Annotated in this window: 24 protein-coding genes and 1 riboswitch; of the genes, 11 read left to right on the top strand and 13 right to left on the bottom strand. The window is 66.5% G+C overall.

Translation table 11 applies throughout. From position 1 onward, the window contains the following. Positions 1 to 43 precede the first annotated feature (43 nt). Together BLJ79_RS17485 and BLJ79_RS17490 are read left to right on the top strand one after the other, a co-directional pair. Positions 44 to 523 (top strand): RNA polymerase sigma factor, encoded by a 480-nt coding sequence (locus BLJ79_RS17485; RefSeq protein WP_071216046.1) that lies wholly within the window; start codon positions 44 to 46, stop codon positions 521 to 523. After that, positions 520 to 1113 (top strand): methylated-DNA--[protein]-cysteine S-methyltransferase, encoded by a 594-nt coding sequence (locus BLJ79_RS17490; RefSeq protein WP_071216047.1) that lies wholly within the window; start codon positions 520 to 522, stop codon positions 1111 to 1113. The genes BLJ79_RS17485 and BLJ79_RS17490 overlap by 4 nt, the downstream gene beginning before the upstream one ends. Here the strand turns inward: BLJ79_RS17490 and BLJ79_RS17495 are convergent. From BLJ79_RS17495 to BLJ79_RS17520, 6 genes are all read right to left on the bottom strand, one after another. Beyond that, positions 1110 to 2432, bottom strand: a complete 1323-nt coding sequence (locus BLJ79_RS17495) for a PP2C family protein-serine/threonine phosphatase (protein ID WP_071216048.1) — start codon at positions 2430 to 2432, stop codon at positions 1110 to 1112. The genes BLJ79_RS17490 and BLJ79_RS17495 overlap by 4 nt on opposite strands. Before the next feature lie 10 nt (positions 2433 to 2442). Further along, positions 2443 to 2877, bottom strand: coding sequence for an ATP-binding protein (locus tag BLJ79_RS17500; RefSeq protein ID WP_071216049.1), 435 nt, complete (start codon positions 2875 to 2877; stop codon positions 2443 to 2445). Continuing rightward, positions 2870 to 3202 carry an STAS domain-containing protein gene (locus BLJ79_RS17505; protein ID WP_071216050.1) on the bottom strand — a complete coding sequence of 111 codons (333 nt, stop codon included), beginning with the start codon at positions 3200 to 3202 and terminating at the stop codon, positions 2870 to 2872. The genes BLJ79_RS17500 and BLJ79_RS17505 overlap by 8 nt, the downstream gene beginning before the upstream one ends. An 11-nt stretch (positions 3203 to 3213) precedes the next feature. Next, on the bottom strand, positions 3214 to 5193 hold the full coding sequence (locus BLJ79_RS17510) for a glycosyltransferase family 2 protein (RefSeq protein WP_071216051.1): 1980 nt from the start codon (positions 5191 to 5193) through the stop codon (positions 3214 to 3216). A 243-nt stretch (positions 5194 to 5436) separates the two neighbouring features. Beyond that, positions 5437 to 7971, bottom strand: coding sequence for an ABC transporter permease (locus BLJ79_RS17515; RefSeq protein ID WP_071216052.1), 2535 nt, complete (start codon positions 7969 to 7971; stop codon positions 5437 to 5439). 3 nt (positions 7972 to 7974) lie between these two features. Then, on the bottom strand, positions 7975 to 8727 hold the full coding sequence (locus BLJ79_RS17520; RefSeq protein ID WP_071216053.1) for an ABC transporter ATP-binding protein: 753 nt from the start codon (positions 8725 to 8727) through the stop codon (positions 7975 to 7977). Between the two features lie 126 nt (positions 8728 to 8853). Here BLJ79_RS17520 and BLJ79_RS17525 point away from each other — a divergent pair, with 126 nt between their 5' ends. Further along, a complete protein-coding gene (locus BLJ79_RS17525) occupies positions 8854 to 9411 on the top strand; it encodes a VanZ family protein (protein ID WP_071216054.1) in 558 nt (185 codons plus the stop codon). Positions 9412 to 9652: 241 nt separating this feature from the next. Here the strand turns inward: BLJ79_RS17525 and BLJ79_RS17530 are convergent, their stop codons facing one another. After that, positions 9653 to 10567: a cation diffusion facilitator family transporter gene (locus tag BLJ79_RS17530; protein WP_071216055.1), complete on the bottom strand. Its 915-nt coding sequence runs from the start codon at positions 10565 to 10567 to the stop codon at positions 9653 to 9655. Further along, positions 10564 to 10962 (bottom strand): ArsR/SmtB family transcription factor, encoded by a 399-nt coding sequence (locus BLJ79_RS17535; RefSeq protein WP_071216056.1) that lies wholly within the window; start codon positions 10960 to 10962, stop codon positions 10564 to 10566. Before BLJ79_RS17535 ends, BLJ79_RS17530 begins: the two co-directional genes overlap by 4 nt. A gap of 64 nt (positions 10963 to 11026) precedes the next feature. Here BLJ79_RS17535 and BLJ79_RS17540 point away from each other — a divergent pair, with 64 nt between their 5' ends. Beyond that, positions 11027 to 11623, top strand: a complete 597-nt coding sequence (locus BLJ79_RS17540; RefSeq protein WP_071216057.1) for a DNA-3-methyladenine glycosylase I — start codon at positions 11027 to 11029, stop codon at positions 11621 to 11623. Further along, positions 11620 to 12471, top strand: a complete 852-nt coding sequence (locus BLJ79_RS17545) for a DNA-3-methyladenine glycosylase family protein (protein ID WP_083411412.1) — start codon at positions 11620 to 11622, stop codon at positions 12469 to 12471. Before BLJ79_RS17540 ends, BLJ79_RS17545 begins: the two co-directional genes overlap by 4 nt. 82 nt (positions 12472 to 12553) lie before the next feature. On the opposite strand, the gene BLJ79_RS17550 is transcribed toward BLJ79_RS17545, so the two are convergent. Then, complete coding sequence (locus BLJ79_RS17550; protein WP_071216059.1) at positions 12554 to 13222, bottom strand: biliverdin-producing heme oxygenase; 669 nt, start codon at positions 13220 to 13222, stop codon at positions 12554 to 12556. Positions 13223 to 13486: 264 nt separating this feature from the next. On the opposite strand from BLJ79_RS17550, the gene BLJ79_RS17555 reads away from it, so the two are divergent. The 4 genes from BLJ79_RS17555 (at position 13487) to BLJ79_RS17570 (ending at position 18626) form a co-directional block, all read left to right on the top strand. Next, positions 13487 to 15586 carry an HtaA domain-containing protein gene (locus tag BLJ79_RS17555; protein ID WP_175475522.1) on the top strand — a complete coding sequence of 700 codons (2100 nt, stop codon included), beginning with the start codon at positions 13487 to 13489 and terminating at the stop codon, positions 15584 to 15586. 318 nt (positions 15587 to 15904) lie between these two features. Continuing rightward, complete coding sequence (locus tag BLJ79_RS17560) at positions 15905 to 16753, top strand: heme/hemin ABC transporter substrate-binding protein (RefSeq protein ID WP_175475523.1); 849 nt, start codon at positions 15905 to 15907, stop codon at positions 16751 to 16753. Further along, a complete protein-coding gene (locus tag BLJ79_RS17565) occupies positions 16750 to 17844 on the top strand; it encodes a FecCD family ABC transporter permease (RefSeq protein ID WP_286135476.1) in 1095 nt (364 codons plus the stop codon). The genes BLJ79_RS17560 and BLJ79_RS17565 overlap by 4 nt, the downstream gene beginning before the upstream one ends. Beyond that, the gene (locus BLJ79_RS17570; RefSeq protein WP_071216062.1) at positions 17841 to 18626 is read left to right on the top strand and encodes a heme ABC transporter ATP-binding protein; all 786 of its coding nucleotides are present in this window, start codon (positions 17841 to 17843) and stop codon (positions 18624 to 18626) included. Before BLJ79_RS17565 ends, BLJ79_RS17570 begins: the two co-directional genes overlap by 4 nt. Here BLJ79_RS17570 and BLJ79_RS17575 read toward each other — a convergent pair. Together BLJ79_RS17575 and BLJ79_RS17580 are read right to left on the bottom strand one after the other, a co-directional pair. Then, positions 18616 to 19464, bottom strand: coding sequence for a siderophore-interacting protein (locus BLJ79_RS17575; RefSeq protein ID WP_083411415.1), 849 nt, complete (start codon positions 19462 to 19464; stop codon positions 18616 to 18618). The two genes, BLJ79_RS17570 and BLJ79_RS17575, sit on opposite strands and share 11 nt — an antisense overlap. Positions 19465 to 19597: 133 nt before the next feature. Beyond that, positions 19598 to 20209, bottom strand: coding sequence for a histidine phosphatase family protein (locus BLJ79_RS17580; protein WP_071216063.1), 612 nt, complete (start codon positions 20207 to 20209; stop codon positions 19598 to 19600). 46 nt (positions 20210 to 20255) lie between these two features. Continuing rightward, a riboswitch (SAM riboswitch) is annotated at positions 20256 to 20377 on the top strand. A gap of 14 nt (positions 20378 to 20391) precedes the next feature. Here BLJ79_RS17580 and BLJ79_RS17585 point away from each other — a divergent pair. Beyond that, complete coding sequence (locus tag BLJ79_RS17585) at positions 20392 to 20826, top strand: hypothetical protein (protein ID WP_071216064.1); 435 nt, start codon at positions 20392 to 20394, stop codon at positions 20824 to 20826. Here BLJ79_RS17585 and BLJ79_RS17590 read toward each other — a convergent pair. Beyond that, a complete protein-coding gene (locus BLJ79_RS17590; RefSeq protein WP_071216090.1) occupies positions 20823 to 21254 on the bottom strand; it encodes an acyl-CoA thioesterase in 432 nt (143 codons plus the stop codon). The genes BLJ79_RS17585 and BLJ79_RS17590 overlap by 4 nt on opposite strands. A gap of 29 nt (positions 21255 to 21283) precedes the next feature. Further along, a complete protein-coding gene (locus BLJ79_RS17595) occupies positions 21284 to 22366 on the bottom strand; it encodes an App1 family protein phosphatidate phosphatase (RefSeq protein ID WP_071216065.1) in 1083 nt (360 codons plus the stop codon). A 129-nt stretch (positions 22367 to 22495) separates the two neighbouring features. On the opposite strand from BLJ79_RS17595, the gene BLJ79_RS17600 reads away from it, so the two are divergent. Next, positions 22496 to 22927: a pyridoxamine 5'-phosphate oxidase family protein gene (locus BLJ79_RS17600; RefSeq protein ID WP_071216066.1), complete on the top strand. Its 432-nt coding sequence runs from the start codon at positions 22496 to 22498 to the stop codon at positions 22925 to 22927. Positions 22928 to 23318: the final 391 nt, after the last annotated feature.

Genomic DNA, 23318 nt, shown 5'->3' on the forward strand with positions numbered 1-23318 from the left:
GACCTCACACAATGGTGCTCCGGGGCGTTTACAGGGTGTGGAGATGACAACGAACCCCGCCTTCGAGCTGGTGGTGCGCAGGCACGGCACCTCGGTGCTGCGCATGTGCACCGCCCTGCTGGGCCCGGGACCCGATGCGCAGGACGCCTGGAGCGAAACGTTCCTGGCGGCCCTGCGCGCCTACCCGGCACTGGCCGCCGGAGCCAATATCGAGGCGTGGCTCATCACCATCGCCCGGCACAAGGCCATCGACATCCTGCGCGCCAACCACCCCGTCCCCATGGACGAGCTCCCGGAATCCGCGGTGCTCCCCGAGCTCACGGGGCAGCTGGAAATGCTGGATTCGCTGGCCTCGCTGAGCGAGCTGCAACGCAAGGTCATCGGCTACCACTATCTGCTCGGGTTCCCGTACGCGGACATCCCGGCGTTCCTGGGCGGCAATCCCGCATCGCTGCGCCGGGCCGCCGCGGACGGCATCAAGGCCATGCGCAGCCAACACCACGAAGCGGAGGAAGAATCATGAGCGAACTTGCCATGCACGAGATGGATGTCCTGCGGAGCCAGCTGGCCGAACGGGCCGCGGCCGAGGGGCTGATCGATGTTTCCTACCGGCTGGTGGACTCACCGGTGGGGCAGCTGATGCTGGCCGCGACGGAGCGCGGGATCGTGCGCGTCGCCTTCACCGCGGAGGACTTCGACGCGGTGCTCGGCACCCTGGCCGAGAAGGTCGGGGTGCGGGTGCTGCACCGTGCCGCACCACTGGATGCGGCGGCGGCCCAGCTCGACGAATACTTCGCGCATTCGCGGACGGGCTTCGAGTTGTCCCTCGACCACCGGCTGTCCAGCGGCTACCGCTTGGAAGTGCAGCTGGCCCTGCCGAAGATCGGCTACGGGCACACCGTCAGCTACAAGGAGATGGCTGCGCTGACCGGTCGCCCGGCGGCGGTGCGTGCGGTGGGCACCGCGTGCGCCACCAACCCGCTGCCGATCCTGGTTCCCTGCCACCGGGTACTGCGCAGCGACGGTTCCCTGGGCGGCTACCTCGGCGGCCTTGAGGCCAAGAAGGTCCTGCTGGACCTCGAGCATGACCGCTTGGCCGGCCCGTCGTCCTAGGCGGTGGATGCCGATGACAGGGCGCGCCCGTTTCCAAGGCCCGGATCCCGGGCAGCCGCCGTGTCCAACCCGGAACGCCGCACGGCCAAGACCGTGACATCGTCGGGATTGCTGTTGCCGGAGGCCATCTGGTGGACCGCGTCCACGATGTCCTGGGCGCGGTCGGCGTTCAATGCCAGCGCCGCAACCTCGTCGATGGCGGCCAGGGTTCCGTCGTAGAGGTCCAGCACCCCGTCGCTGAAGCTCACGATCATGTCGCCCGGGGCGAGGGTGATTTCCCGGGACGTCCAGGTCGCATCGGGCATCAGCCCCACGGGCATCTCGCCCGACCCCAGCCGCTCCCAGGTGCCGCCGGCGCGCACCAGCAGGCTCAGGCCATGCCCGGCGTCCGAAAAGAGCACCCGGCCGTCTTCGGCCCGGAGCCTGGCGTGGAAAAGCGTGGCGAAGGCCGCAGCTTCGCTCAGCTCGGTGGCCAGGCAGTCGGAGGTCAGCATCAGCGCCCGCACCGGGTCCTCGCTGTTGCGGGCGCTGCGAATCACCGCACGGGTGGTCGCGGCGATCATGCCCGCCCCGGCACCCTTGCCCATGACGTCGCCCAGGGTGAACCCCAGGCCCCCGTCGATCGCGTACCAGTCGAAGAAGTCCCCGCCGACGGCCTTGGACGGGATGCAGGCACCGGCCGTCTCGTAGCCCTCCAGGATCGCCGACTGCTTCGGCAACAGGAAGCGTTGGATCTGCGCGGCGCGGGCCAGCTCCTCGGAGGCCTTGGCCGCCTTCCTGCTGACCGAACCCAGGTGCCGCCGCGCCCGTGCCGCCAACTGGTTGATGACCAGCGCGGCAACGGCATAGACTCCCGCAGTGATCAGGCCGCGGGCCAGTTCGTTGGGGTTGTCCGCCACGCGGGCGCCCAGCAGGAACGGCACGCTGATCGACAACGCGACCCCGCACACCGCATACAGCACATAGCGCCGCCCCTGCAGTGCTGCGAACCAGAGCACAGGCAGCAACAGCAGCGAGGAAAAAATGGAGTGGCTTTCGCCGGTGCCGTGCCGCAGCAGGCCGACGGCCACGACGTCCAGCGCCAGGACTATGGTGCCGAAGCGTGCCAGCTTCGGCGGGCGAAAGACAATCGCCAGCACCGTCGCGCCGCCGACCACGCAGAGCCCGGCCACCAGGGACGGCACACTGCTGACGACAAGCGACGGGATGATGGCGCTCATGGCCGCGGCGGCAAGGTAGAGCACCACGAAGGGCAGCTGCTTGCTGAACGGGGACAGGTCGTCGAGTCCGGCCAGGACGCGCGGGGGGCCAGATGTCATGGATTTTCCCTCAGTATGGGTGGGGCGTCGAGTCCCGGGACAGGACCCAGGTGTTGGTGCCGTCCTGCCGGGCGAAGGTGACGGTGCTGACCAGGGCCCGGATCAGCGCCAGGCCGCGCCCCGACTCGGCCTCCGGACCGGGCATCCCCTGGGCCCCGGTGTCCAGCTGGGGGTCGATGGCGCCGAAGGCGCTGATCTCCGCCCGCAGGCTGTGGGTCCTGACGCTGATGTCGACGCCGAGTTCCACCGGCGTCGGGAATTCCGGCCGGGCGTGTTGGACGATGTTCGAGGCGGCCTCGATCACCGCGGTGGCAAAGGTCATGCGGTCCATCTCCGGGACGAAGGGTGCATCTGCCCACAGCTCGTCGAGCAGGATGTGGACGGTCTCGATGGATTCCGGGACGGCCTGGTCGCGGAAGCTCCGCCCGGCGATCGGCTCATTCATTGCCGAAGGCTTCCTCGGCCGTGGAGTACGAGGTCAGCACCCGGTCCATGCTGGTCAGTTGCAGGACCATCTTCACCTGTGGCTGCACGGCCGCGATGCGCAGGTCCCCGCCGGCCTGCCGGGCCGCCTTGAGGCATCCGATCAGCGCGCCGAGCCCGGAGGAATCCATGAAGGTGGTCTGCTCCAGGTTCACGACGATGCGGTTCGAGCCGGAGGCCACCACCTCTCCCACGTAGGCCCTGAGGTTGGGTGCCGAGACCATGTTCAACCTGCCGGAGGCCAGCACCTCCGTGTAAGACCCGTTGGCCTTGTGGCTAAGCTCCATCGAGGTTCCTTTCAGTGGTCGGCCGGGGAATCCGGCGACGCGTCGGGTGGATCGGGCCTGTTCTCGCCGGGCGCATGGCCCCTGTACCGCACGGCCTTGTACAGGACGCTGAGCACCAGCAGGTCAAAGACAACCCAGGCGACGTTGACAAGCGTACCGACAGGTTCGGCCAAACCCGTGGCAAGGCGCACGATTCCGGCAACGGCGGCAACCACCAGAAGAACGGCAACCGTGAGCTGCGGCCGGACCAGGCTCCAGCGCGGGCCGCCGTCCTGCCGGCTCTTCGGGGTGACTGCGAAGCCCAGCGGGCGTCCGAACCAGACGTTCCGGGCCGCGGTGGTGCAGGCCTTGATCCAGGTCGGGAACAGCGCCAGGCTGTATTGCTGGCCCCGCCACGTGGGGATGCCGCGCCCGGCGACGGCAAAGAGCACCTGGTTCACGACCATGAACGGAATGAACCGGATGAAGAAGTCGGCGCTGAGGCTGGCCACCGGCAGGATGCCCAGCAACAGGTAGATGACGGGGGCGGCGAAATAAACGATGGCCGCGAAGCCGCTGAGGTAGCTCCACATGGTGGAGAAGTACATCAACCGCTGGCCCCACTTCAGGCCGCGCTGGGTCAGCGGGTTTTCCCGCAGCAGCACCTGCATGGTCCCCTGGGCCCAGCGCAGGCGCTGGGTCATCATGGTGCCGATGTCCTCGGGGGCCAGGCCGTAGGCGAGGATCTCGTGGTGGTAGACGCTCTGCCAGCCGCGGGCGTGCATCCTCATGGCCGTGGCCATGTCCTCCGTGACCGAGATCGTGGCCAGCGGCATGAGCGGCTGTGCCTCCCCGGCGCGTTCCACCGTCAGGGCGTCCAGTACCGCCTGGACCGATTCCATGGCACCCAGCGGGGACCACTCCCGCGCCGAGAGCCGTTGCACTGCTTCGTCGGTGACCACGAGGACCCCGGTGTCGCCCACGGCAGCCAGGTCCATGGCGGCGATCTCCTGAAGGTCCGCCTGAAGTGCGTGCACATCGGCCTGGACCAGGGTGCGGACCGCGGCGTCCACCTTGCGCTGGACCTCGTAGGTGAGTTCGCTCAGCGACTGCCCGGCCGCCAGCCGGCTGTCGGCTTGGGCGATGGCGGCCTCGACCTCGTCGAGCATCGCACCGACCAGCGGCGATCGGGCATCGGCAGCCTTCCGGGCCTGCCGGATTGCCTTCTTGGAAGCGGCCAGGGCCCGGCGAATGCTCTTTTCGGTCTCCTGGACATAGCCGAGCAGGCCGAGTTCCATGAGGGCCTCGCGGCGCAGCACGGCGTTGGAGCCGCAGAAGAAGGCGGCGTTCCAGCCGTCCTTGCCCTGTTGGATGGGTCCGTAGAAGAGCGGGGCCTGGCTGCCCAGCGGGTCGTCGTCGGGAACGTTGGTGRAGTATTGCGGGGTCTGGACCAGCGCGACCTTCCGGTTGTTGAAGTACCCCAGGGTCTTTTCGAGGATGTCGGGTTCCGGGACCTGGTCGGCATCCAGGATCAGCAGGAATTCGCCCGTGGTGGCCATCAACGCGTTGTTCAGGTTCCCGGCCTTGGCGTGCCGCGGTTTGTTGTCCCAGTCCTCGCCCCGGGTGACATACCCGAGCCCGTGATCGGCCGCCAGCTGCCGCAGTTCGGGCCTGTCCCCGTCGTCAAGGATCCAGGTGCTGTGCGGGTGCCGGATGCGGTCGGCGGCCAGCGCCGTGTTCATGACCATCTCCAGCGGCTCGTTGTAGGTGGTGACGAAGACATCCACCGTCGCGTCCGGACGCGCCGGCGGCGCCCCGGTCCGTTCCTTCACGCGCCATACCGTCATCCCGAACAGGAGCACGTCAATCAGGCTGTAGGTCTCGGCGGCAATCAATGGGACCGCGATCCACCAGGCGTCCCAGTTCAACGAGGCCGCCCAGCGCCAACCGATGTAGTTCACGCCCAGTATCAGCGTGAGTACCACCATCAGGCGTGTCCAGAACCGTGCCATGCCCAGCCTTCCAGCTGCTCCGTTTGATCACCTGCACGGACGTACCGCGCAGCACCCGGCGGCAGTGCTTGGGCACGGCCCGGGCGTGGAAACAAGCCGAACATATCACGGTTGACCAGCACGAAGATGCCGGCATCGGGCCGGGTGGGCCTGGGCCTGCAGTGACCACCGGCCCAGGGGCCGGAGAACGGGAAGGTCCTGCCCGGGATCGGGCAGGACCTTCCACGCTGTTTCACTGCGGTGTTATTCGCTGGCCAGCCCCTGCACCGGGGCCAGCTTCGCGGCCCGGCGGGCCGGGACGATCGAGGCGGCTAGTGCGGCAACCACGGACACCGCGATCACCCCGGCCAGTTGCAGCCACGGGATGGACACGTTCATGGCACCGAAGGCGCCCATGACCGACTGCGCGCCGAGCAGGCCGTAGGCCGATCCGAGCAGCACGCCCAGCAGGGCCGCGACCCCGCCGATCAGCACGGCCTCGGTGGCCAGCATCTTCTTCAGCTGTCCCCGGGTCAGGCCCAGCGCGCGCAGCAGCGAGTTCTCCCGGGTGCGCTCCAGCACCGAGAGGCTCAGCGTGTTGGCCACGCCGATCAGCGCGATCAGCACCGCGACGGCCAGCAGGCCCGAGACGATCATCAGCAGCATGTCGATGACGGTGTTGAACATCTGCTTTTCCATGACCCCTCCGCCCACGGCGTACTCCTCGACGTTCAACTCGTCGGCGATGTCGGTCTGCAGCGTGCGAAGCTCCGCATTGCCCAGCGAATCATCGACCTTCAGCCACAACACGGTGCGGGCGTTGGCGTCCTTGGCCACCGATTCCTTGGTCACTCCAAGCATGGAGGTCGCGGTGTCCCAACCAACGGCCGGCTGCAGCGAGTTGCTTTCGGTGATGAGCATTTCCAGCTTGCCGGTCTTCCCGCCGAAGCCGGTGGCCTCCATGGTCTTGCCCTCGTTGTTGGAGGAGACCAGGACCTGGCCGGCGGCCGGGACCTGGCTGCCGTTGTTGAGCACGGATTCGAGTGACCCGGGGTCGGTGGCGAAGAGTTCCTGGCCGCTCTTGGAGCTTCCCACCGCGGTGAGTTCCGCCAGGTCCTGGACGCCGTTCATGGCCTTGACCTTGGCCAGGGACTCGGCGGGGAAGGTGGTGCCGGAGTAGTCGTTGACCTCGACGTCCACCAGGTACTCGCTGCCCAGGGCAGCGTCCAAGGACGCCTTGGCCGTCTGCGCGCCGACCATCATCATGGACACGAGCGTCACGCCGATCAGCAGCGCCGTGGCCGTGGCGGTGGTGCGCCCGGGGTTGCGAACCGCGTTGAGGCTGGCCAGCTTCCCCGGAACGGTTCCGCCGGAGGTGAGGGCACCGATCGCCGAGACGGTCTTGGGCAGGAAGAGCGAGCCGAGCATCAGCACGCCCGGGAAGGAAAGCAATCCGCCGCCGAAGGCGATGAGGATGTCGCCTTCGGCTGCGCCGTAGGCAAGTGCCGCGGTGCCGGCGGCCACCAGCAGCGCACCGAACACGATGCGCACCTTGCCGGCCTTGTTTCCCACGGCGGCGTCGTCGGCCGGGCGCAGTGCCGCCAGCGGTGAGACCCGCATGGCCTTGCGGGCAGGCATCCATGCGGCCACCAGGGTGATCGCGGTTCCGGCCACGATGGGCACGATGACGGCCTGCGGGTTGACGGCAAGGGTCGCGATGGACATCTCGGGCACCGTGGCGACCAGGATCTTGATCAGGGCCGCCATGATGCCGGTGGCCAGCAGCACGCCGGCGGCCGAGGCCAGCAGGCCGACCAGCAGGGCTTCGATGAGCACCGAGGAGCGGATCTGCGCCCGCAGCGCGCCCAGGGTGCGCATCAAGGCCAGCTCGCGGGTGCGCTGGGCGATGAGCACGGCGAAGGTGTTCATGACCACCAGCCCGGTGACCACCAGCGCGATCAGGGCAAAGACCAGCAACACGATCGTCAGCTGGTCGTTGCCGCCGGAGAACGCGGCGATGTCCTTGACGATCTGCTCGTCGGGGGTGTTGACCTGGAAGTACTTCAGGCCGGTTCCCTCGAGGGCGGAGGTGATCGGTGCCTTGAGCCCTTGCAGGTCGATCCCGTCCTGTGCGGCCACCACGATGCTGCCGTAGCTGGTCTCCCCGGGGCCGGAGAGCGCATCGAGCAGGGACTGGCCGATGGTCAGGTTCATGGCCGAGCCGGTCATCGGGTCGTTCGAGGCCGCGGTGATGCCCGAGACCTTGACCTGGCGGCTTATTTCCTTGCCGTCGGCGGTGGTGGTGCCGATTTCGAGGACGTCCCCCACGGAAATGTTGTATTCGCCGGCATAGGTGGCATCGATCGCCACCTGCTCGCTGCCGGTGGGCAGTGCCCCGGTTTCAAGCACCGTGGAGCTGAGCTTCTTGTTGGTGGCCGCGGTGTTGGCCGAGGCGTAGTAGTCCCTGCCCCCGGCGTTGACGCTCACCCCGACATTGGCGGAGCCGTGGACGGCTGCCACGCCGTCGACGGATTCGATGGCCTTCAGGGCCTTGGGGCCAAGGACATGGGTTTCCGGCTTGTTCTCGTCTCCCGCTGCCATGTCCATCATGTAGTCCTGCCCGATGACCAGGTCGGCATTGGCGTAGGAGGAACCAATGCTGTTTTTCAGGGTTTCGGTGGCCGAGGCGTTGACCATGAGGGTGGCTGCCAGGAAGGCGGTGCCGATCATGACTGCCAGGGTAACGGCGATGAAGCGCCGCGAATAGGTCTTGAGGTTGGCTAGTGCGAGTTGCAGCAAGGCTTATGCACCCAACCCGGAAAGTGCCTGGGTGACCGTCTCGACGGTGGGGTCTTCGAGCTGGCCGACCAGCTCGCCGTCCTTCATCAACAGCACGGTGTCGGCGTAGGAGGCGGCCACCGCGTCGTGGGTGACCATGATGATGGTCTGGCCCATCTCGCGGGTGGAGGAACGCAGCATCGAGAGCACCTCGGCTCCGGTGCGCGAGTCCAGGTTGCCGGTCGGCTCGTCGCCGAAGACCACCTCCGGGCGGGTGAGCAGGGCGCGGGCCACGGCCACGCGCTGCTGCTGGCCACCGGAAAGTTCGTGCGGCTTGTGGTTCAGGCGGTCCTTCAGCCCCAGGGTGGCAACGATGGTCTCCAACCACGCCTTGTCGTGCTTCCTGCCGGCCAGGGCCAGCGGCAGCAGGATGTTGGCCTCGGCGGTGAGCGTGGGGACGAGGTTGAAGGACTGGAAGACGAATCCGACCTTTTCACGGCGCATCTTGGTCAATGCATCGTCATTCAGCGTGGAGATGTCTGTCCCGCCAATAAAGATCTGCCCATTGTTGGCGTCGTCGAGGCCGGCCAGGCAATGCATGAGCGTGGATTTGCCCGAACCCGAGGGGCCCATGATCGCGGTGAACTTGCCGCGGACGAAGGAGACGTCAACACCGCGCAGCGCCTCGACGCGGGTGGTGCCCTCGCCGTAGATCTTGGTCAGGTTTGTGGCGTGGACAGCAAAATCGGTGCTGGTATGTGGTGCAGTAATGGTCATGGTTCCACGTTATGTTGCCGTTGGATGGTTTTGGATCATCCGCAGGGACCGTTTATTCCATCCCTTGGCTCATACTCGGGTATGAGACAGCACCTTCACAGGGTCTGGCGATAGGATCGCAAGCCTATGCTCTATTTCGCGGTTCCAACCGTTGCCCTGCTTGTTGTCGTCGGCCTCGCCGCAAGCGCAGCCCTGCTGGCGGTGCTGCTGCAATTCACCTCCCGCGGCCGCGAGCGGGCAGTGCGCAAGGTGCTGTTGGTGGCCCTCGCGGTCTGGACGGTGGGGTTGGCCGTGGCGGTACTTCCGGCGGCCCCGCAGCCGGATCCCTCGATCCCGACCGGAACCTTCAACTGGATTCCGTTCCTCGCGCACCAGGAACGCGACCTCGGAGTGGAGATGGTGGCGAACCTCGGGCTCTTTGCGCCTCTGGGGTTGGTGCTGGCCTTTTACTGGCGCCGGTTCGCGGTGCTCAAGACCACGGTCTTGGTGCTGGGCCTTTCCGCCTGCGTCGAGACCACGCAGCTGTTGCTGCGCAACAATCGCGCCTCGGATATCACCGACGTCATCACCAACACCGCCGGTGGATTTGCCGCGGCCCTCATCGGCTGGGCCCTGGTGACCGCTGCCAGGCGCAGGCGGACCGTTTCCGATGCCGCCGCCCCGGAATCACTGCGCCAGCTGTAGCACCTCGCATTCCGCGTCCACCGGGTCCAGGAACGTGCTCCACAGCCAACTTGCCCGGTCGCCCGCATGCGGCCCGTCCCAAGACAGGTCCTACTCCGGGCCCGCGTCCTCCATCAGGACGTCGGGGCCGTGCTCCAGGATCCGCACCGCTGGCACCGTCTCGATGCCCATCAGGCGCTGGGCGATGCTTCCCTGCCTCCTCCGTCGGTGAGGGGCTCGATGTACCGTTCGCGGCGTCGGCTCAGTCGTGCCGCCCATGCTCCGGGGTCTGGTGGCTGTACGACTCGATCTGGAAGGTGGAGTGCTCGATGCTCACCTCGAAGTGCTCGGCCACACAGGATTGCAATTCGCCCAGCAGGGTGGCCGCGGCACCGGTGTGGAACGCCGCGTCCTCGACGACCACGTGGGCCGAGAGGATCGGCAGGTTCGAGGCGATCTGGCTGGCGTGCAGGTCGTGGACGGCCAGCACCTGGGGGTGCGCAACCAGGTGGGCCCGGACATCCTCGAGGTCCAGTCCCTTGGGCGTGGACTCGAGCAGGATGTGTGTGGTCTCCCCCAGCAGCTTCAACGCGCGCGGGATGATCAGGATCGCGATCAGCATGGCGGCGATCGAGTCGGCCTGCATCCAGCCCGTGGTGGAGATGACGATCGCGGAGATGATCACGGCGACCGAGCCCAGGGCATCGTTGACGACCTCCAGGAAGGCCGCGCGCATGTTCAGGTTGTCGTCCTTGCCCGAAGCGAGGATCAGCATCGAGGCGACGTTGCCGAGCAGGCCGATGATGCCGAAAATGAGCAGCCCGCTGCCGGCAATTTCCGTCGGCTGGAAAAGTCGGCGGATGCCGTCGACGAGCGCGTAGACACCCACCCCGAGCAGCAGGGTCGACTGTAGCGTTGCCGAGAGCACCTCGGCGCGGCGGAATCCCCAGGTCCGCTTGGACGTGGGCTTGCGCATGATCAGTGTGGCAGCGGTGAGTGCCAGCAGCAGGCCGGTGGAATCGGTGAGCATGTGCGCGGCGTCAACCAGCAACGCCAGCGAGTTGGTCAGGAACGCACCGATGACCTCGGCCACGAGGATCGTCGCGGTGATGCCGAAAGCCCAGGCCAGTTTCTTCCTGTTGGTGGTTGCCGAGCCGTGGTCGTGGTCGTGGCTCATCGGCTGGCGCCTTCCTGTGCCGGGGCCGGGCCGTGGACCTCGGTGAAGTCGTGGGTGTCCAGTTCGTTCTCGTCGCTGGTGCCGATGTAGTGGTTCGCATCGCCGAGCAGGTCGAGCAGCAGCCGCGGGTTGGCCAGCGAGAACATGCTGGCCCGTCCCTGCGCGCGCGAAGTCACCAGGCCGCAGTCGCGCAGGCACGACTGGTGGGCGCTGACAGTGCTTTGGGCCAGGCCCAAGTGGTCGGTGAGTTCCTTGACCTTGTGTTCCCCGGTACGAAGGTGGGCCAGGATCATCAGCCGCGTGGGGTCGGCCAGGCCGTGGAAGAGTGCCGCCGCCGCCGCATGGCTTTGGATGGCTTCGTGGCGCTCGTGGTTGACCCGATCTATCATCGTCATATTACGATGATATCGAATCATTGCGATAAAACAAACGGACGCAAGGCCGTGGCAGGATTGGAACATGAGCACCGGAATAATCATCGGCGACGACAACCTGGCCCGCCCGGCGTGGGCGGCGGCCGACCCAATGATGCGCACCTATTACGACACCGAGTGGGGCATGCCGGTGCGCGACGAACACGGGGTCTTCGAACGGCTGAGCCTCGAGGCGTTCCAGTCGGGACTTTCCTGGGCAACCATCCTGCGCAAGCGCGAAAACTTCCGCGCGGCCTTCGCCGCCTTCGATCCCGAGGTCATCGAGGGCTTCGATGAAGCCAAGGTCGAGGAACTCCTGGGCAACGCAGGGATCATCCGCAACCGCGCAAAGATCCTGGCGACCATCAAGAACGCGAAGGCCACCATCGCATTGCGCGAGGATGGCGGACTGGCCGAGCTCGTCTGGTCGTTCCAACCGGATTCCACCCCGATGCCTTCCGCCATCGAAGAAGTCCCGACCACCAGCCCCGAGTCCCTGGCCCTGTCCAAGGCGCTCAGGAGGCGCGGTTTCGCCTTCGTGGGACCCACCACCATGTTCGCGCTCATGGAAGCGCTTGGAATCGTGGACACACATCTTCTCGGCTCACACCGCCGCGGCACCTCGGGCGTCTGGCCGGCATGAGTTCGCGCTTCCTGGCATCCAACGGTCCGTTGGATCCCGGTCACATGATGCGCACGCTGGGCATCCACTCGATCCCCACGCTCGACATCCACGAGCCCGCCGAACGTCGACACACCCGGGTGATCGCCGTCGACTCCGGCCCGGAGGCCGTTGAGCTGGAGTTCGCCGTGGAGGGAGTTCAACTGACCTGCTCCGGCGCCAGCACCAACGACCTCGACCAGCTTGAAGCCGCGGTCCGCGCATGGCTGGACCTGGACTCGGATCTGTCCGGCATGCAGGCGTCGTTCTCCCCCGATCCCGTGCTTGGCCCGCTGGTCGAGGCCCGCCCGTGGTTGCGGCTGGTCGGCTATCTCAACGGGTTCGAGGCCGCCGCCACCACGATCTTGGGCCAACAGGTGACGCTGGCAGCAGGCAGGACGTTTGGCGGACGCTTTCTGTCAGCATACGGAAGCGAGGGCCCCGGCGGACTGCACCTCTTCCCGACGCCCGAGGCCGTGGTTGCCCAAGGCGTTGACACCCTGCGCGAAACCATCGGCTTGACCAAGACCCGGGCGGGCACGCTGTTCCTCATGGCGCAGGTGTTCGCCGAAAAGGGTTTCACCGGAACGCCCGGCATCCCCCTGTCTCGCTCGGAACTGCTGGCCTTGCGCGGAGTGGGCCCATGGACCGCGGACTACCTGCAGATGCGCGGCCGAAGCGATCCCGATGCCTTTGTGCCCGGGGACCTGGTCGCGCGTCGGGCCCTGGACAGGATCACCGAACGCGAAGCGGCGGCGTTGGCAAGCTCGTGGGCGCCATACAGGTCCTACGCCATGGTCCACCTCTGGGCATCGGACGCCGTGGACTAAAGGAAGAAACGGGCCCGCAGGGCGTTACCAAACCCCGCGGCCCCGACTACCCTCCGACGGAATTGGAGTCCGCCGGCGACTGCTATGCCGACAGCAATGCCGACAGCTGTGATTGGGTGAGCAAATCCCTAAACAGCGCCTTGTTAAGCGTGAATCCCTTCGCCGCTTCTTCAAGCAGGGCCTCGGCCCGCTCGGGTGTCACCGCATAGTCGTTAAGCCTGGCGCGGTATTCGTCCTTGTAGGGCTTGTGTTTGTCGATCCCCTCGAAACGCCACATGGTGAGCGCTTCCTGGTCGATGCCGTAATGCCGACCCACGAGCCTGCGAATAATCTGGCCCCCGGAAAGATCCCCGAGATAGCGCAGATAGTGGTGCGCGACCAATCGCGCAGGCTCCTGGGCGGCGTCGCGGATGTGCCGGATGTAGTTGGCGGTTGCCTCGAGAGGTGCGGGGATGTCGGTGAACCCGTGGGCAGGGAGCAGCAATTCGAGATCATGGTGGATGTGTGCGGCACGCTCCAGCCGCAGGTCAAAGATCAGCGACAGCTCCGGGACCGTCGACAGGGCGCGGACTTCGGATTCCAGCGCTGCGTAGATGTAGGTGTATTGCGACAGCAGCAGCACATAGTCTCGCGGGGCCCTCGATCCGGCCATTAGCGTCGTGATGAATTCACTGGTTTCCGCCTCGCTGTGGTCCTTCTGGGTCACTTCGCGCAGCCGGGTGGCAAAGGTCTGCTCGTGTTCGCCGGGCATCTGACGTCACCTTTCATCGGGTTATGAATGCCATCCTAACCACGATGCAGGAAATAAGGAAACATCACAATGCCCATTTGCGATTAACCAAGGTTAGGCATACCTTAACAAGAGTCTTGCGTCCGAGGTTCGGCGCCCGTCTTGCTTGCCACCCGAAAGAGGTTTCAACCCATGCATCACCCTGCCCGGCACCGACTGCGAGCGATATTCGCCGCCGCCGGGGCCCTAGTCTTGTCTTCGATCGGCTTGACAGCCATGCCCGCCATGGCAGCGCCTGTCCCTACGATTTCCGTAAACCAGGTACCCGACGGTGGTGGTTCGGTCACCATCAAGGGTTCCGGATTCAACGGCGATCCAGGTATCTACCTGGGCGTCGGACCTCAGGGACTGCCAGGGTTCTATGCCGGCGCCGGAAGCCTGGTCGATGGCCTCACCCATTTCATTGGCAAGGGGCTGGAAGCCGGGAACTCGGACATGGGCAAAACCGCGCCCATGCGTGATGGCAGCTTCTCGATCACCGTCGCTTTGCCTGAGCAGCCTGAATCCGGGCTGGCGATCTACACGTCCAAGGCACACGGGCAGGGCTTCAGCGATCCGTCACAGAACACCGTTACCAAGATTTCCTACGCCGAACCAATGCCCATTGCCGACCCGAAGCTGGTGTCCACCAAGATCCCGGCCGGTGGCGGAAAAATCACGATTTCCGGAACCGGATACCTCGCCGTGGAGCCAGGAATCTACATCGGCGTCGGACCAGCGACCGCTCGCAGCTTCTATGCAGCTTTCGAGTCAGGGCAAATTGACCGCGCCGACGTACTTTGGGTTTCACCCAGCCGTACATCCGGCAGCGGCACTGCCCCGATGAAGGCGGATGGCTCGTTCAAGGTCACGTTCACCATTCCAGCAGGAACCGAGGATCTGGCCGTATTCACGTCCAAGGCACACAACCAGGGCAAAAGCGACCCCAGCCTCGATGCCAAGCTGTCCGTCGGGTCCGTTCCGGCACCGAGCCCGGAGCCGACCGAGGCGCCGAGCCCGCAACCCACCGAGGAGCCGACCAAGGCGCCGAGCCCGCAACCCACCGAGGAACCCGGCACCAAACCAAGCAGCGAACCCACCAATGCCGCCACGGCTCCAAGGCTCAGCACGACCAAGATCCCGGCCACGGGCGGCAAGGTCACCGTCACCGGTTCTGGCTTCTCCACCTCCGGCCCGGGAATCTATCTAGGCCTGGGCCCGGCAGGACTGCCCGATTTCTACAAGGCCTCCGAGCATCTCATAGAGGGATCAACCGTCTACATTTCCCGCACCAACACCGATGGCACCACCGCGCTGGGTCGCACCTCACGACTGGACGCCGACGGCAGCTTCAGCGTCACCATCGATGTCCCCGCCCCATCGAAGAAGGCGCTGGCGCTCTACACCTCCATGGCCCACGGCCAGGGCGTGAACGACCCGTCGCAGAACGTCCAGCTCAAGCTCGCCTACGGACAGTCCCAGACGGGCACCGCTCCCCAAACCACACCGGGCACCAGGCCAAATGCCGACCCAAACGTTTCTGCAGTGCCCACCGCTGAGGCAGTCACAGCTGTGCCCAGCACTTCGGCAAGTCCCGCCACCGTGTCCAGGAAGCCGGTTTACAAGGAAGTCTGCACGGCCAACCAGATTTCCGGTGCAACCCTGAGCTGGGGGCTGAAGTCCTCCTTCAGGAACTACATCCGGTCCGGTGTCGCCAAGGGCGGCTGGACGTTGGGTTCTGTTACCTACTCGGGTTCGACATTCAACTTCGCTTCGGGTTCGGGCACCTTTGACAAAACCAAGCGCACTGGAACCGTGGGGTTTCCGGGCTCGATCCACTTCACCGGACATGACGGCACCTTGGATCTGAAGCTCTCCAATGTCCGCATCGCCCAAAACGGGCCTTCGGCCGGAACGTTGTATGCGAACGTCGCCTCGAGCGACACCGACGGAAAGAAGACCAACCGCAGCAACATCGCCTTCGCCACGTTGGATCTCTCCGGGTTGTCGGTTTCGGCCAACACCGTCTCGGTTTCCGGAGCCCCGGCCACGTTGACCGCTGCGGGAGCCGCCGCCTTCGCAGGGTTCTACAACGCCGGCACGGCTCTTGACCCGGTCAGCTTCTCCTTCCCGTTGGGCAAGGCAAGCGGATGCTCCAATGTGCTGGTCAGCGCCGGCACGGGCATCTACGCAGGAACCGAACTCGACAATGAATCCGGGGTCGGCACCCTTGCCAGCACCGGCGCCGAATCGGCCATCGTGCTCTCGGTCGGCGGCGCCCTGCTGCTCGCCTCCGGGGCCGGCTTGCTGATGTTGCGCCGCCCGCGCCTCGTGCGCTCGCACTAAGAGAACATTCCATGGTGGTGGGCGGAGCGCGCTCCGCCCACCACCATTCATGCCCACATCCCCAAAGGTTTTCAAGTGAATCGTCGAACCGTTCTGGCCTTCTTGTGCGTCGGGTCCCTGTCATTGGCCGGCTGCACAGCGGGTGCCGAGACCCCAGTCATGCCTGCGCCGGAACCCGTCGCGGCCTCCCCCACAAGCCCGGCCTCGTCATCGACCCCGCCCCTCGACGCCTCAACGCTACGCGGACCGGCCACGGCACCGTTGATTCCGGACATCGTGCCCCTCCAGGAGTCCTTTCCCCAAACGTTGCCAACGACCGTGACCGACCACGAAAACAAGGCCGTCACCATTCCCTCGGCCGAGCGCATCCTCGCCCTGGACATCTACGGCACGCTGGCCGACACCGTGGTTGGCTTGGGTCTGGGCGACAAGCTCGCCGGGCGAACGGCATCGAACGCCGGGGCCTCGCTCAAGCACCTTCCCCTGGTCACGGCCGGTGCCCATGAACTGAATGCCGAGGCGATCCTGGGCATGCGCCCGGATGTGGTGCTGGCCGACTCCACCATCGGACCCCCGGAAGTCCTGGCGCAAATCGCCGCGGCAGGGATACCCGTCGTGTCCTTCACGCCCGACCGCACCGTTGCCGGGATTGCGCCGATGGTCACCGACGTGGCCTTGGCCCTGGGCGTACCGGAGGCCGGCGCCGCGCTAAACAAACGGATTGCCGGTGAGCTGGCCAGCACCCGCACGGCCATCGCCGCCCTGTCCTCGGGCACCCGGTCCCCGTTGCGCACCGCCGTGCTCTATGTCCGTGGCACCGCCGGGGTCTTCTTCATCATGGGTCCGGGCACCGGTGCCGAGGACCTCATGCATGAGCTGGGGCTGCAAGACGTAGCCGCCGGTGCCGGGTTGAAGGGGTCCCGCCCGGCCAATGCGGAGTCCCTGGCGGCACTGGACCCACAGGTGTACCTGATGATGAGCGACGGGCTGGAGTCCACCGGAGGCCTCGACGGACTGCTCAAACGACCCGGTGTCGCCAACACCGAGGCCGGGCAGCACCGGCGGATCATCGACGCGCCGGACGGTCAGCTGCTCTCGTACGGGCCCAACACCCCGTCCGCACTGCTGGCGCTGGCACAGACCATCTACACCAAGGGCAGCAAGTGAGCCAGCAAACCCTGGCCGACGCCCCGCCCGCAATGGCAGCCCCGTCCGCCGTCCGTGCTTCTCCGCGCCGCGGGCGCGCCTGGGCCACCGGGGTCGCGCTGTCGGCGGCATTGCTGGCGGTATTGGTGCTGTCGGCCGGCTCCGGACAGTTTCCGGCCTCGCCGGCCGCGGTGCTCGCCGGGTTCTGGCACGGGGTCTCCGGCACCGGCACCCCGGAGTCGGCACTGCTGGATGCCACCTTGTGGACCGTGCGCTTCCCGCGCCTGGTCCTGGGCCTGCTGGTCGGCGGCGCCCTGGGCCTCGGAGGTGCACTGATGCAGGGTGTCTTCGCCAACCCCCTGGCCGAACCCGGGGTCATCGGGATCGGGTCGGGCGCCGCGGTGGGCGCCTGCACGGTGATCGTGCTGGGCCTGGGCACCGCGTCCCCGTTCATCCTTCCGGCGGCGGCCTTCGCCTCGGGGCTGGCCGTGACGTTGCTGGTGTACTGGCTGGCCCGCGGGTCCGGAGCCTCGGCGGTGCTCACCCTGGTGCTCACCGGCATCGCCGTGAACGCCGTCGCCGGGGCCGTGATCTCGTTCCTGGTCTTCGTTGCCGACACCTCCAGCCGCGAACAAGTCATCTTTTGGCAGATGGGGTCGCTCAACGGCGCCACCTGGTCGGCGGTGGCCAGCACCGCCTGCATCGTGGTGCCGGCAGCCCTCGGGGTCCTGCTGCTGGCAACGCGGCTGGACCTGTTGGCGCTGGGCGATTCGGCGGCCTCCCACAGCGGCGTCAATGTGCCACGCCTCCGGGTCCTGTCGATCGTCGCGGTGGCGCTGCTCACCAGTGCGGCCGTCGCCCACGCGGGAATGATCGGGTTCGTGGGGCTGATCGTTCCCCACGCCCTGCGCTTGTTCACCGGGCCCTCGCACCGCTCGCTGCTGCCGCTCTCGGCGCTCGGCGGTTCGTTGTTGCTGGCCGTCGCCGACCTGGTCTCCCGCACCGCGATCCCCTACGCGGACCTGCCCATCGGCATCTTCACCGCGCTCGTCGGCGGCCCGGTGTTCTTCATCCTCTTGCGAACCACGCTCAAGCAACAAGGTGTCCTGTGAATCCCCTGCTTCAGGCCGAGAACATTTCCTACTCGATCAAGGGGAAACTGGTCATCCACCCGCTGGATGTGCGGCTGCATGCCGGGGAACTCTGCGTGGTCATCGGGCCCAACGGGGCCGGGAAGTCCACGTTGCTCTCGCTGCTGGCCGGATCGTTGCGCCCCGATGCCGGAAGCATCGAACTGGCCGGAAAGCCGTTGCGTTCCTGGGGTGCGGCGCAGGCCGGTCGGCTGCGTTCGGTCATGGGCCAGGACTCGCACGTGGCCTTCGGATTCAGCGTCGCCGAGGTCGTCCGATTCGGGCGCACCCCCTGGCGCAACACGCCACAGGGCGCGGAGGACGAGCACGCCATCGATGCCGCTCTGGCACGCACGGAACTGGACGGGTTGGCCGGACGCACCGTCACCACCCTCTCCGGCGGCGAGCGCCAGCGCACGGCGTTCGCCCGGGTGCTGGCCCAGCGGGCCGGGGTGGTGATGCTCGATGAACCGGTGGCGGCCATGGACATCAAGCACGCCGAGTCCACCCTGCAGATCGCCCGCGAGCTGGCCCGCGAGGGCCATGCCGTGGTGGCGGTGCTGCACGACCTTGATGCGGCAGCGGCCTACGCAGACCGGCTCATCATGCTGGATGCCGGCCGCATCGTGGCCCAGGGCGAAGTTGCGGATGTGGCCCGCGGCGCGCTGCTCTCCCAGGTGTACGGCACCCGGATCGACACAAGGATCGATCCGGTCGACGGGCGGGTCCGCGTGGCCCCGGCCCGAAACTTCGCTAGGCGCTAAGCGCCTCGGGGAAGATCTGCCCGACGGGAGTCTTCTTCTCGGCCTGGAACTCATCCTCGGCTCGGCCATAGGCCCAGTAGGCCGACAACGACATGGCCCGGCGGTCCACGCCGCGCTCGCCATTGAGGTAGGCCCGCAGCGACTTCATGGTCTCCCGCTCGCCGTGGGCAAAGACCTGGACACTGCCTTCGTGCCATTGCGCGTTGCGTACGGTTTCCTCGAGCTTGGTGTTTTCCGGGGTGAAGTACCCGCCCCGGTGCAGCCAGTGCACGGTAACTCCGGTCGGCACATCCAGCTGGACCTCGTCCTCGGGACCGGATACCTCGAGGTAGATGTCACCAACCATCTCCTGGGTCATGTCCTCGACGGCGGCGGAAATCGCCGGAAGCGCCGTCTCGTCGCCGATGAGCAGGTGCCGGTCGAATTCCGGGTTCGGCGTGTAGAGCCCGCCGGGGCTGTTGAAGCAGATCTGGTCGCCGATCTTGGCGTTCTGCGCCCATGGGCCGGCCAATCCCTGGTCGCCGTGAATGACGAAGTCGATCTGCACGGTTTGGGCTTCGAGGTCCACGTGGCGCAGCGTGTAGGTGCGCCGTACCGGGAAGTCCTCCGGGGCCAACTGTTCACGCAAGGCATCCAGGTCGTACGGGGGCACCAGTCCGAGCTCGGGCTTGGCGAAGAGGATCTTCACGTAGCGGTCCGACACCGCCTTGTCCTGGAAATCCACGAATCCCGGACCACCGAAGGTCAGTCTCATCATGTGCCGGGACAGTTGCTCGCTGGCCAAAACCTCGAGGACAACCTGGGGCCGAACCGGACGTGCCGAACGCTGGATGCTCACCAATTACCGCCTTTGTGGATTAGGGAAGATAAGCCTAGCCTAATCGACCAAGCCCCTGCTTAGCCAATGCCCGCGTCATGTGCCCGAGACCCGGCACGCTGCACAAGCGGTCCCGGTCCCCAAAAAAATGCCGTTAGTCCAGGTGCCGGCCCTGCCAGCTGCGCAGCCTCCAACTCGATCCCGTCGCATTCTCCAGGGTCACTACACCGGTGTTGGCCAACGGCACGGGGGCCAGCAGCTTGGAGTCGAAGTTTGCGCTCCGGGACGCAAGCCAGGTCACCAGCATGGCCGCGTGGCTGACCACCACCAGCTTTCCGGTCCCAGCGTTCTTGGCCCCTTCGATGACCGCGTCGAAGCGATCCAGGGCGGTGCGGGCGTCCTCGCCGCCGGGGACCCGGGCCGAAAGGTCGCCCGAGAGCCAGCGGAAGAACACGTCACGGTAGGCCAATTGGGCGTCGCGGTCGGTGCGCATTTCCAGTTCGCCGGCGGAGATCTCGGTGAGCCCGGCATGCTCGGCCACTTCCAGGCCGCGGGCTTGCGCCAACGGACCGGCCGTCATCCTGGCGCGCAGCAACGTCGAGGAATACACCGCGTTGACGCCCTGCCCTTCGGCACCCAACCGCTCCACCAGCGCCTGCGCCTGCGCAATCCCGGTCTCATCCAGGGGCGCCCCGGGGGCTGCGGTGTCCAGGGCCTGCGCCACGTTCGAGGCGGTCTGCCCGTGGCGGATCAAGATCAGTCTCATACCTTCACCCTAAATCTTCAGCCCGGTTTTGGTACGATGAAACCAGCTTCACGAGATGCGCGCCAGATATGGGCTCCGACCCGGCGACACACCAACCCCATGCTTCACGGGTGGTTCGGATGACGAAGCGGTCCTTGGCGGCAACCGCCCCGGGGACAAGAGCACACGAAAGGCGCCATCCCTTGCGCAACCAGCCATGCCCGTCCGGATCCTGTACGTCCTTCCACCCCGGCCACCGCACCAATCCGCGGGCGGTCAAGTCCCTGATGGCCCGACCCACCCTGTGGGTTCCGGCCGACGTGGAGGTCATGGTTTCCCCCGTCCAGGGGCTCACGCTGCATGTCTTTGCCGGCGGGGCGCACCACCAGGTCTTCACCCACGACCTTCCGGTGATCGCGCATCTCCTGCGCATTGCCCCCGCCCGTCCCGAGGGTGTCTCGCTGGGCCGGGTGAATTTCCACAACAAGGCGCTCGCGCTTCCGGCCGACCCACGGCGCAGCGCGGGGCTGGGTTACTTCTCCTTCAGCACCGAGCCGCTTGAACCGTGCAGCTTCGAGCGCGACGAGGCCCTGGCCCGCGACTTCGACGCGTTGACGGCCGAGCTGCAGCGTTCCTAGCGGAAGATCGGCTCGGCCCCGAAGCGGGCCATTGCTTCCTTGTTTTCCGCGGAAAGCCGCAGCAGCCGTTGGGTCTCGACGGAAAAGAACGCCAGGGTCGTGGCGGCGCGTACGCACACCCCGCCGTCGACCGGATCGTGGAATTCGTAGCAGATGTCGAAGCTTGCGGCCTTGATGGCACTGATCCACAGATCCACGTGCGCCGGTACGTTGCGGTAATCCAGCGGCTTGACGTAGCGCACCCGGTGCTCGACCACCAGGATCTGGGTGTTTTCCGGGACCGCGGAGAACAGGTCGACCATCGGCTCGATCCCGGGCTTGCCGGTGCCGCCGGGCACGCCGAACCCGGCGATGCGTGCCTCTTCCATCATGCGGACCAGGTTCACGTTGTTGATGTGGCCGTACGCGTCCATGTCTCCCCAGCGCATGGGGACCTCGACGCGGAGCTTGGGTTCGTTCACTTCCCCGGCCCCGGCTCGGCGTCGGGGCTGATGAGGCCCAACGCCTGAAGTTTTTCAGCGATGCGCGCCCCGTCGGGTTCGTACACCCACGGCACCCCCGGGGTGGAATTCAGGATCCCCTGGCTGCGCCCGCCTGCGAGCACGGCCTCCGAGGGGGTCAGCTGGCGGATCACGATCGCCGCGACGTGGTCGGGGTAGCGCCTGGCGAATTCGGCGTAGAGGTAGGGGTCGTGTTGGCCGTCGTCCCCGATCAGCAGCCACTTCAGGCCCGGGAACTCGTTGGCCAGGCGGCGCAGCTGGTCGGCCTTGTGCTGCATGCCCGACCGGAACCAGCCCCTGTCGGTGGGTCCCCAGTCGGTCAGCAGCAGCGGGCCCTGCGGGTAGAGGTTGCGCGAGAGGAAGCGGGTGAGCGTCTGGGCGACGTTCCAGGCGCCGGTGGACAGGTAGAAGGTGGGTGCGCCGGGCTTGTCGCGCATCAGCTTTTCCATCATCACCGGCATCCCCGGGGTGGCCAGCCGGGCGTGCTCGGACAGGACGAAGGAATTCCAGGCGGCCAGCAGCGGGCGTGGCAGCGCGGTGACCACGATGGTGTCGTCCACGTCGGAGAGCAACCCGAACTCGGCGGCCGCGTCGACCATCATGACCGGGGCGGCCACGGCCACGGAACCCTCGGTGTGCAGGGTGATCTCGTGCCAGCCCGGTGCCAGCGTGGCGGCGACCTTGACATCGAGCACTCCCCCGCGGTCGGCCTGCACGGCAAAGCGTTCGCCGTTGATGTGCACTTCGAGCTGCCCGTGCGGGACGATCGGGGAAATGAAGTTCCGCCAGCCGCGCACCCCGTCGGCGATGACCTTGGCGCGGTGGCGCCCGGCATCGAACGCGCCGGGCTTGGCCAGCACCAGGCGGGCGAAGATGCGGACCCAGCCGTTGGCCGGGTCCGAGAGCCCGTAGCCGGTGTAGGGCAGGACGGTGGGCACCAGGCCGCGCTCGTGGGCCCGTGCTGCGCGCAGTTCCAGGGCGCGGTCCTCGAAGCGTGCGGCGATGTGCCGGGCGCGTTCGGCTCCTGTTTCCTTGACCATGAAACCCAGTCTTTCATGAGCCGGGGACCTGGAGTGGATCGAAAGGATGAATTGAGTCCCGTTGCCGGAAAGTTCACCTGGCCGTCGCCACCTCTGGTATTTTTCTACAATTCGTAGAATTATGGAGACATGATGTTTGACCATGATGCAGATGAACCCGTACTGATGCTGACCGAAGAGCAGGCCTGGAGCCTGCTCGAGAGGACTTCCCACGGCCGACTGGCCACCGCGGTGGGCGGCGCCGTCGATATCTTCCCTCTCAACTTCGGCCTGGTGGGCAAGACCATATACATCCGCACGGCTCCCGGCGAAAAGCTTGCGGCGCTGACTGTGCACGATTCCGTGGCCTTCGAGGCCGACGGAATCCTCTCCGACGAAGCCTGGTCGGTGGTGATCCACGGACACGCGCACCAGCTGCAAACCAGCGCGGAGATTGAGGAGGCGCGCAGCTCAGGGGTCTCCCCATGGATCCCGACCCCGAAGGAATCCTGGGTGAAGATCGAGGTCAGGAACATCTCGGGGCGCCATTTCCGCCTCGGGGCGCAGCCAGAGGCCGACTAGGTACTCCGGTCGCGGTTATTTCGGGGTTCTCGGCGCTCCAACCGGCAAGGCTTGGTTCGTCCGTGCAGCTTCATGAATCAGGTTCTGGCCATGAAATGCCAACCGCCTGCTAGCCCTGATTTTTCATGGAACGCCGACGGGCCGCCGAATCCGTGATTTTCCCGGATTCGGCGGCCTGTCGTATTTTCGGGCACGCCAGGAACGGCCAGGTCGCCGGCCGGGGGCGTCGGGTTCCATCTTCCGAAAGGGGCTTGCTTCTGTCGTTTCGAAGGGGTCGCGGCAGGGGGTCCTATGCCGCGAGGTGTCCGTTGCGCCAGCGTTCGCGCAGCCGGGCGGTTCCCTCGACGAGGGTGAAGAAGAGTGGTGATTCGGGGGCGGACTCGGGGATCAG

The sequence above is a fragment of the Arthrobacter sp. UCD-GKA genome (genome assembly GCF_001863355.1).
GTDB lineage: Bacteria > Actinomycetota > Actinomycetes > Actinomycetales > Micrococcaceae > Paeniglutamicibacter.